This is a genomic window from Geobacillus sp. WSUCF-018B, from assembly GCF_002809985.1.
Taxonomy (GTDB): domain Bacteria; phylum Bacillota; class Bacilli; order Bacillales; family Anoxybacillaceae; genus Geobacillus; species Geobacillus thermophilus.
Genome location: NZ_PIJF01000106.1, coordinates 1 through 2,771, shown reverse-complemented (window position 1 = coordinate 2,771; position 2,771 = coordinate 1). Strand labels below are relative to the sequence as shown.

At 47.6% G+C, this 2,771-nt stretch carries 2 protein-coding genes and 3 pseudogenes; all 5 read right to left on the bottom strand.

Going from position 1 to position 2,771, the window contains the following annotated elements; translation table 11 throughout:
* Nucleotides 1-763: 763 nt before the first annotated feature.
* On the bottom strand, nucleotides 764-853 hold the full coding sequence (locus CV944_RS17790; RefSeq protein WP_231578663.1) for a putative holin-like toxin: 90 nt from the start codon (nucleotides 851-853) through the stop codon (nucleotides 764-766).
* Nucleotides 854-1,017: 164 nt separating this feature from the next.
* Nucleotides 1,018-1,294, bottom strand: a pseudogene (locus tag CV944_RS16610) (DUF6044 family protein); the annotation flags it as partial.
* Nucleotides 1,295-1,529: 235 nt separating this feature from the next.
* Nucleotides 1,530-1,760, bottom strand: a pseudogene (locus CV944_RS16605) (hypothetical protein); the annotation flags it as partial.
* A 52-nt stretch (nucleotides 1,761-1,812) separates the two neighbouring features.
* Nucleotides 1,813-2,460 carry a pyroglutamyl-peptidase I gene (pcp, locus tag CV944_RS16600; RefSeq protein WP_100659233.1) on the bottom strand — a complete coding sequence of 216 codons (648 nt, stop codon included), beginning with the start codon at nucleotides 2,458-2,460 and terminating at the stop codon, nucleotides 1,813-1,815.
* A 73-nt stretch (nucleotides 2,461-2,533) separates the two neighbouring features.
* Nucleotides 2,534-2,671, bottom strand: a pseudogene (locus CV944_RS17785) (5-oxoproline transporter, DUF969 family subunit); the annotation flags it as partial.
* Between the last annotated feature and the right edge of the window lie 100 nt (nucleotides 2,672-2,771).

Sequence of the window (2,771 nt, the reverse complement as noted above, 5' to 3'; positions counted from 1 at the left end):
ATTAGGCACGCCGCCAGCGTTCGTCCTGAGCCAGGATCAAACTCTCCAAAGAAAGTTGATTGGCTTTTGCTTCGGCCCATGCGGACCTCCGCTTTTCGTCGCGCTTCGTTTCGTTCAGTTTTCAAGGAACAAGCAACTGCTTTTAGTCTTTGAGTCGTTTTTTGACTTCTTGACAGAGGAATCTGGATTTTCCAAATTCACTCTCAAATGCTTTATTAATATATCATTTTTTGTGATGGATGTCAAGCCTTTCATTCAAACTCCCGAGAATACCATCACAAAAATCACAAGACTTTTCATAACAAACATTTTTCATAGTAACAATAAATGTTTTTGTTTGTCAAGATGCTATTTTTCTCTAAGCTCTAAGTCTTTTAGATCGCTCCGTATCTATTGAAGCGACGGTTAGTATAATACTACTAAATTATGCTCAAGTCAACTATTATAGCCGAGTTAATTTTATCCAAATCTTAAGCGGTGTTAGCGACAAGTATATGTTTTTTTGAAGAAGCAAGTCTTCAGCTTCCTTATATATCAGTGGTCTAATCTGCCTTGCAGATAAGTTGGTTGTCCGTTCTTACATGAATCATTTCTTGCCATAGACATCGCCGTCTGCGTATAATAGAAAGCAAAGACAACATAAAATAAAAACAGGGACATTGGCGGCCACCAATGCCCTGTCCATACACAGCCGCTGCAAGAAGCGCAGTGGCCCAAGCCTCGGGCATCGTAACCTACCCTCGCCTCGGCCTAGCAGGGTGGGTTACTTTTTGTCTTTGGATACGGCAATCACCGCGACGATGAGTGACGCAAACGCAATCATGAGCGTCAGCGCATCGGCGATCGTCATCATCAGCACCACCCCCTTTCGTTCAGGGAGTGGCCACTGCCCACCCTGCATTTGGCTGTGCATGTTTCATTATACCATCAAATCAATCAAATGCGAATATACATTCGCATCCTCGTTGAAAATTAGGAATGTTTCCCTATCCATGGAGGAAACGCCTCTTTTCTCGCTGCTTCCACAGAACGCGTGCAGCCAGACGATGCCGGTCAGCTCCGAGCCGAGGGCGTTTCTTGACAACTGGCCGTTAGCAATTTGCGGAATGTTCGCGTCAAGCGGCCCGGTGATTTTTCCACTTTCGGAGAGCACCTTATACCAAGCGATATTGGAATCCAAATTATCGTGGACGCGAATATGGGCGTTCTCACCAAGGAGAAAGAGCGGGGACACGTAAAGGGCGATGACGCCAAGCGCCAAAAGGAAAAACCATCGTTCTCGTTGTTCGACCATCGGCATGACGCTCCTATTTCCAAGTTTCTATTGGATACGATGTGCAATGAGAAGAAAATTATTCCTATCGACGAAGGGGGTGGTGATTTTATGAAGGTGGCTGCATCCTTCTTAGTCTCTCTCTTTATTCGCATTTTTCACTCTTTCTCTACGTACACCTACTTAAAATATCTAGACAATGTGATGAAGAACTTTTCTATTACAGTAGAAATATACAAAAAACAGCGGCCCTCTCTTACAAAGCCGCTGTTGACGATCTTCTTTTCTTCTTCTTCGCCCTTGATTTTTCCTTTAATCCGATCCTATGATGATCCTCCTCATTCATCCGGCTGAAAATCGCCGCGAGGATCGATCCAGATATGTTGTGCCACACGCTGAAAATGGCGCTTGGAACAGCCGCCAAGGGTGAGAAATTGGCTGTGGCGATCGCCACGCCCAATCCGGAGTTTTGCATTCCGACTTCCATTTTCCTGCAAAAGAACTGATTTTCTCTATGATCGCCATAAATGGAAACCTCCTTAACAAATGTGCCCGCCAACCGCTTGGATATCTTCTTCACGTTCGACCGCTACGTCAATGGCAAGACGCAGCCCTTCCACGATCGTTTCTAATGCCATGCTGGGCTGCCCGGGATGCCGGGCGGCTTGTTCCGGCAAATACGGAATATGGATAAATCCGCCGCGAATGGGCTTCTTCGATTGGGTGATGTAATGCATCAATCCATAAAACACATGGTTGCAGACGAACGTTCCCGCTGTATAAGAGACAGAGGCTGGTATGCCGTGACGCCTCAACGCCTCGACAATCGCTTTGACCGGCAAGGTTGACCAATAGCCGACAGGCCCGCCTGGAACAACAGGTTCGTCAATCGGCTGCTGGCCTTCGTTGTCGGGAATGCGGGCATCATTGATGTTCACCGCCACTCTTTCAACAGAAATATCCGCTCTCCCTCCTGCCTGTCCGACGCAAATCACCACATCAGGATCCACTTGCATGATTGCGTCATGCAAGATGACTAATGATTCGCCAAATACGGTTGGAATCTCCCGAACTTCAACGATATACCGATCAGTTTTCCATCCGGCTGCTTGCTTGACCGCCTCCAGCGACGGATTCACCGTTTCTCCTCCAAACGGATCAAATCCGGTCACGAGCACTTTTTTCATCGCATCTCCATCCCTTTTTGATGATGAAATTTATAAATCTATGAGTGTAATCACATACATTGCAGCGATGTTGAACGCCAACAGAATCAACGCTGTCGGCACTTGCACGCAAATCCGCCGCTCCTTCTGCCATAGGAGCGACGAGCGGACGAACCATTTGAGCATGGCCGCCGATGGAAGTAAGCCCAGCCGCGGCTGCCGCTTCCCGGATGAATGAACCTCCCCCACTTATCGAAGTGGGGGTTTCCTGTTTCCCCTTCGGAGGTGGATGCATGATAGGCTGGTTGGCAGCCTATCTGCAGGCAACACCT